This window comes from Nostoc sp. CHAB 5715, from assembly GCF_020829685.1.
GTDB lineage: Bacteria > Cyanobacteriota > Cyanobacteriia > Cyanobacteriales > Nostocaceae > Nostoc.
Window position 1 is genome coordinate 1 of sequence record NZ_JAIVFR010000544.1, and the last position, 5,191, is coordinate 5,191.

Annotated in this window: 5 protein-coding genes and 1 pseudogene; 3 read left to right on the forward strand and 3 right to left on the reverse strand. The window is 44.1% G+C overall.

Annotated elements, in window-relative coordinates:
- Positions 1-913: sugar transferase (locus LC574_RS25580; protein ID WP_229456349.1), on the reverse strand; the 913-nt coding region annotated here is incomplete at its 3' end.
- 198 nt (positions 914-1,111) lie between these two features.
- Between LC574_RS25580 and LC574_RS25585 the strand changes: the two genes are divergently transcribed.
- A complete protein-coding gene (locus tag LC574_RS25585) occupies positions 1,112-1,909 on the forward strand; it encodes a 7-carboxy-7-deazaguanine synthase QueE (RefSeq protein ID WP_229456352.1) in 798 nt (265 codons plus the stop codon).
- A gap of 244 nt (positions 1,910-2,153) precedes the next feature.
- On the opposite strand, the gene LC574_RS25590 is transcribed toward LC574_RS25585, so the two are convergent.
- Entirely contained in the window at positions 2,154-2,798 is a 645-nt protein-coding gene (locus LC574_RS25590) for a DUF3318 domain-containing protein (protein WP_229456350.1), read from the reverse strand.
- 77 nt (positions 2,799-2,875) lie between these two features.
- Positions 2,876-3,433, reverse strand: a complete 558-nt coding sequence (locus tag LC574_RS25595; protein ID WP_229456351.1) for a hypothetical protein — start codon at positions 3,431-3,433, stop codon at positions 2,876-2,878.
- 185 nt (positions 3,434-3,618) lie between these two features.
- Between LC574_RS25595 and LC574_RS25600 the strand changes: the two genes are divergently transcribed.
- A complete protein-coding gene (locus LC574_RS25600) occupies positions 3,619-4,698 on the forward strand; it encodes an amino acid ABC transporter substrate-binding protein (RefSeq protein WP_229456353.1) in 1,080 nt (359 codons plus the stop codon).
- 166 nt (positions 4,699-4,864) lie between these two features.
- Positions 4,865-5,191 (forward strand): annotated as a pseudogene (locus LC574_RS25605) (amino acid ABC transporter permease); the annotation flags it as partial.

Below are 5,191 nucleotides of genomic sequence, written 5' to 3' on the forward strand. Positions count from 1 at the left end.
GTCCATTCACTTGCCATTCGCCAGTCATGCCGGGTTTAACATCTAAACGTTGCCACTCCGGTACTTCGTAGCGTTCCACTTCATCGGGTGTAGGTGGTCGAGTACCTACTAAACTCATCTCTCCTTTGAGGACGTTCCAAAATTGGGGTAATTCATCAAGACTAGTTCGCCGTAAAAAGCGCCCTATTTTGGTAATTCTGGGGTCATTTTCATTCTTGAAAAAAGCACCTTGCACTTGATTTTTAACTTGGGATTTCTTTGCTTCCGCATCCACACACATAGAGCGGAATTTCCAAATCTTAAACCGTTTCCCCATCCAACCACAACGAATTTGAATAAAGAAAATTGGCCCGGGATCATTAATTTGAATAGCGATCGCAATCGGAATAAATAAAATTCCTGTAATTAATAAACCGATCACTGACCCTACAATATCTAACAACCGTTTCATCCAGGATGCCACAGAAGGGTGAGTAGTGGGTAACTGCTCTACTTTCCGGGAAGTTGTCTTCCGATTATCTACTAAGTCTTCCTGTTTGATTAGCGGCCCATCATGTACAAGCTCTAAGGGAAAAACCTGATCCAATCCCGTGAGTTTTAGGACTGCCATTATTTGAGGTGTTACATTCCGCAGTGTTAATGTAATCCCTTGAGTTTGGGCGTATTTAAAATTACTAACCAGGGCACCTAAGCCACTACTATCCATAAAAATAGTTTGGTGAAAGTCAATGATGATTTGCTTAGGATGTGAATTGGGCTGGATTAAGCTTTGGCAGGTTTGCTTAAAGCCTAAAGCCTCCAGCACGCTCAACCGCTTAGGCACCTGCACTATAGCCGTGTCGTTTAAGGAATTAACTGGAAAATCGACCTCTGTCGGTTGGCTAGTCATGAAGCTCTGCACTTTCGTTGCCATGTATAATGTAATCTGCCAAATATTATTTTGTCCTAGAAAATTACTTAACCTAATATTGGAATCAGTAGTAATAAGGACTAATTGCCATTTACCGGGGCTGAGATTGGAGATCGCCAGCGACGATTCACAATAGAACAAGAAGCCAAAAAACATCCTTGTTGTTGTGCCGACACAGCGCGATCGCGTTGCTCTCATCAAATGATTGCTAAAACTACGGTTACACCTACTGCACGCCTGATTGAAATTTTTTCTGCCATTCAAGGGGAAGGACTGAATGTAGGGACACGTCAGATATTTATTCGTTTTGCTCTGTGTGATTTGCGCTGTCATTTTTGTGATAGCGCCCACACTTGGAATGCACCTTCTACTTGTCGGATAGAGCGATCGCCTGGATTGCGCGACTTTGAAATCCACTCTAACCCTGTCTCTCTACCCATATTGATTGAATGGGTTGAACGACAAAATGTACCTTCTCTACACGATAGCATTAGCTTAACTGGAGGCGAACCACTTCTTCATGCCCCATTTTTAACCCAGTTTCTACCGCAAGTACGAGCCATAATCGGTCTACCTATATACTTAGAAACTGGCGGACATCGCCCAGAACAACTGGCAATGATTCTCCCTTACTTAGACTCTGTAGGTATGGATTTCAAATTGCCCAGTGTTAGCGGCGAAAGTCATTGGCAAGAACATGCTAAATTTCTCCAATTATGTCATGAATCATATTTAAATGTTTTTGTCAAGATAATTGTGTCTCAAAACACAGATCCAGCCGAGTTGGAACGTTCAGCTTTGCTGGTGGCAGAGGTTAGTCCAGATATCTCGGTATTTTTACAACCTGTTACGCCTTTGCCAGTATCTGAACAATTCTCCCCAATAGCTGTGCTTGCCCCTACGGCTGATCAAGTTTTGATGTGGCAAGCTTTGATGAAGGGCTTTCTCAAGCACGTGCGTGTGATCCCTCAGACGCATAAAATGCTGAACCAACTGTAAAATTTGAGTTTGATAAAGATGTAGTCAAGAAAAAAGTAAGATTCTATGAAATCGTCATTGCTGCCGCTAATCAGGGAGGCAGCAGCCCCCTTAGTAGGCATTTCCACTCGGAGGCTGTTAACGAGGAAAACAGTGAGGAGTGAGGAATGAGGAGTTTGAAGTTCACTCAATTCATAACTCATAACTCCTGTACAGACGCGATTAATCGCGTCTCTTTTAAGTACAGACGCGATTAATCGCGTCTCTACAACCCGCCTTCATCTGGAGTTTTAGATTTAGCTTTTGCCTTATTGGCACTGCGTTTGAGGGCAGATAGTCTTGCTTCGTATTTCGACCGTTGGCGCTTACTAGGAGTATTGTCAATCAGGGTTTTTAAGGCGCTACCTAGACTCTTGTAGGCATTGGGGAGACTATAACCAAAACGAGTTGCCAAAGCGATCGCTTTCTCATCAGCATAGAGCAATTCTTTTAGTTGCTTTTCCCCATTATTCTTTTGGTACAGTCGCCAGCCTGACACGCCACACAGCGACAAAGCTAACACCAGAAGCAATCCATCTTGTACCCACAATTCGCCTACAGCACCACCTAAACCGATGGCTAGTGCTGCCATTTCCCAACCATCTTTAGGAATCGTGTCATTTTGAACGCGGGCAACTTCATGCCAGAATAGCAGATTACGCTGATCCATTGCGAGGGCATCCCATTTCACCAAGTCAATTTGAATTTCTACCTGGTCTTTACCAATTTCTTCGCAACGAACCAGGGGTGGATTGACCTCAGTTGTGCCTTCAACCGTGACCCAGCTCTGTAATTCTGGCGGTAGTAAGCCTTTCAACCGCCGTAGTTCACTCATTTCCGCTTTGGCAGAGGAGGTTGCATAGGATGTCATAATATCCAGCCCCAGAAAATTTCAGTATATAGTGAGGGTATCACTTTGGAGTATAGCTATTTAAGTGATGATCCGTCTCACTCGGCCTTAAAACTTCCTCGCTTTTTTCGCGCTTCCATTGCCTTTTCTAGCAAATCTAGCAATCCTGGGGCTTCTTCTTGGATACTGAGTAACAGTCTTTCACCAAGTTCTATATTTCCCGGATCAAAACCTGTTGCCATCACTTCTTTCAGGCGAGGTATTGCTATGCTATCCACAATCTGAATTAACCCACTCAGACAACGGTGAAATTGTTTTTCTGTGAGAATCGAGTCTTCTAGAGGAAACTCAATAATGGCACGGATTTCGCCATCAGATGGGTCATACTCCCATTGCAACATTTTGGTTTCCCAGGAAATGGCAAGCATTGTTTGTAGGATAACTCCCTTGTGAGGATGGTCTTGGATTCCTGTCAAGACTTGAGGGGCAAATACTCGGAAAAATTTTCCCTCTTCATCCAGCTGAACAACTATTAGAAAATCTTCTAAGTTATCAGCCTCCACACCTGTTATAATCCGGTCTTCTTCATCATCAAAACGGTAGTCCCAACCAAGGTCGTCTAAATAGTTGGCAATCTGTTTGAGGTTAGCTCCCATAAAAGCCTCATAAGGAACGTGGAGCAGTTGTTACCAGACCTAGTTTAACCTGCTAGGGGTATTTGTTAGGTTGGTGTAGATACTTCAGAGGCTGGTAGAGTTTTATATTACGAGCAACAAATTGTTTTCAATGAATGATTGTAGTCAGCAATACATTTTTTATTATCTAATCAGTTATGAAGTTTATGCGTAAATCAGCTTTAATTCTAGCGATCGCACCCCTAGTCTTTGCGATCGCAGCTTGTGGTGGAGATTCAGGACAAACAGCAAGTACACCCGGCACTCCAGGCAGTAATCCAGCAGTACCAGCAACTCAAAATCGTTGGAATAATATTAAAAGCCGTGGTCAGGTAATTTGCGGTGTCAGTGGTGAAGTACCAGGGTTTAGCTTTGTGGGAACTGATGGTAAATATAGCGGCATTGATGTGGATGTCTGTCGTGCGATCGCCGCAGCTTTATTTGATAACCCAGAAGCAGTAGAATTTCGCAATCTCAATTCTAAAGAGCGGTTTACAGCTTTGCAAACTGGTGAAGTAGATGTTCTCAGCCGCAATACTACCTGGACACTTAGCCGCGATACCTCTGTAGGTTTAGAATTTGCACCTGTGGTCTTTTACGACGGACAAGCCATAATGGTTCGCAAAAATAGCAACATTAAGACTCTGGCAGACCTGAAGGATAAAGCAATCTGCGTTCAAACTGGAACTACTACCGAACAGAACTTAGCAGACCAAATGCGGAAAAGGGGCATCACTTACAAACCCGTTGTCTTTGAAGACGTTAACGTTACCTTTGCTACTTATGCCGAAGGTCGTTGCGACGGCATTACGGCCGACCGTTCAGCATTAGTTTCGCGGGGTACAATTTTACCAAAACCAGAAGATAACGTGATTCTCAATGAAGTGATATCTTCAGAACCCCTTGCACCAGCAGTTGCCAAAGGGGATGCTAAATTTGGTGATGCTGTTAAATGGGTAGTTTATTCCCTGGTAAAAGCCGAAGAGTTGGGCATTACTTCCCAGAATTTGGGTCAGTTTGCTGCTAGTAACGACCCAGATGTTAAGCGCTTTTTAGGAACCGAAGGCAACCTTGGCGAAGGACTCGGCTTAACAAACGACTTCGCAGCCAGAATAATTAAGCACGTTGGTAACTACGCCGAAATTTACGATCGCAACCTCGGCCCCAAGACAAAACTTAATCTAGCTCGCGGCCAAAATCAACTCTGGAGCAAAGGCGGACTGCTTTATTCTCCGCCGTTCCGGTAGAAGAGATGAGGGAGTGAGGGAGTGAGGGAGATGAGGGAGATGAGGGAGTGTGGGGAGTGTGGGGAGTGAGGGACAAGAATTAATGCCCAATGCCCAATGCCCAATGCCCAATGCCCAATGCCCAATGCCCAATGACTAATAACTAATGACAAATGACAAATGACAAATGACTAATTCTATATGGCGTGATGTCCGCTTTTGGAAGATTGTAGGGCAATTAGTTGCCGTATTTTTAGCAGCAGTTGTAGTAGTAATACTGTGGGGGAATCTCAAGCGCAATTTGCAGCAATTGGGTATCCCGTTTGGATTTGATTTTCTTAAGCAACAAGCATCTTTTGATATTGGCGAGACGCTGATTACCTACAAACCCACTGACACCTACAGTCATGCTTTGTGGGTGGGGTTAATTAACTCCTTGCGGGTGGCGATCGCAGGGATTTTTCTGACAACCATTGTAGGGGTAAGTGCTGGGATTGCCCGACTTTCTGACAAC

What these genes read in the sequence shown, in the direction of transcription:
- LC574_RS25595 (WP_229456351.1), bottom strand. Translation starts at nt 3,433, where the DNA reads ATGGGAGCTAACCTCAAACAGATTGCCAACTATTTAGACGACCTTGGT.
- LC574_RS25600 (WP_229456353.1), top strand. Translation starts at nt 3,619, where the DNA reads ATGCGTAAATCAGCTTTAATTCTAGCGATCGCACCCCTAGTCTTTGCG.
- LC574_RS25590 (WP_229456350.1), bottom strand. Translation starts at nt 2,798, where the DNA reads ATGACATCCTATGCAACCTCCTCTGCCAAAGCGGAAATGAGTGAACTA.
- LC574_RS25585 (WP_229456352.1), top strand. Translation starts at nt 1,112, where the DNA reads ATGATTGCTAAAACTACGGTTACACCTACTGCACGCCTGATTGAAATT.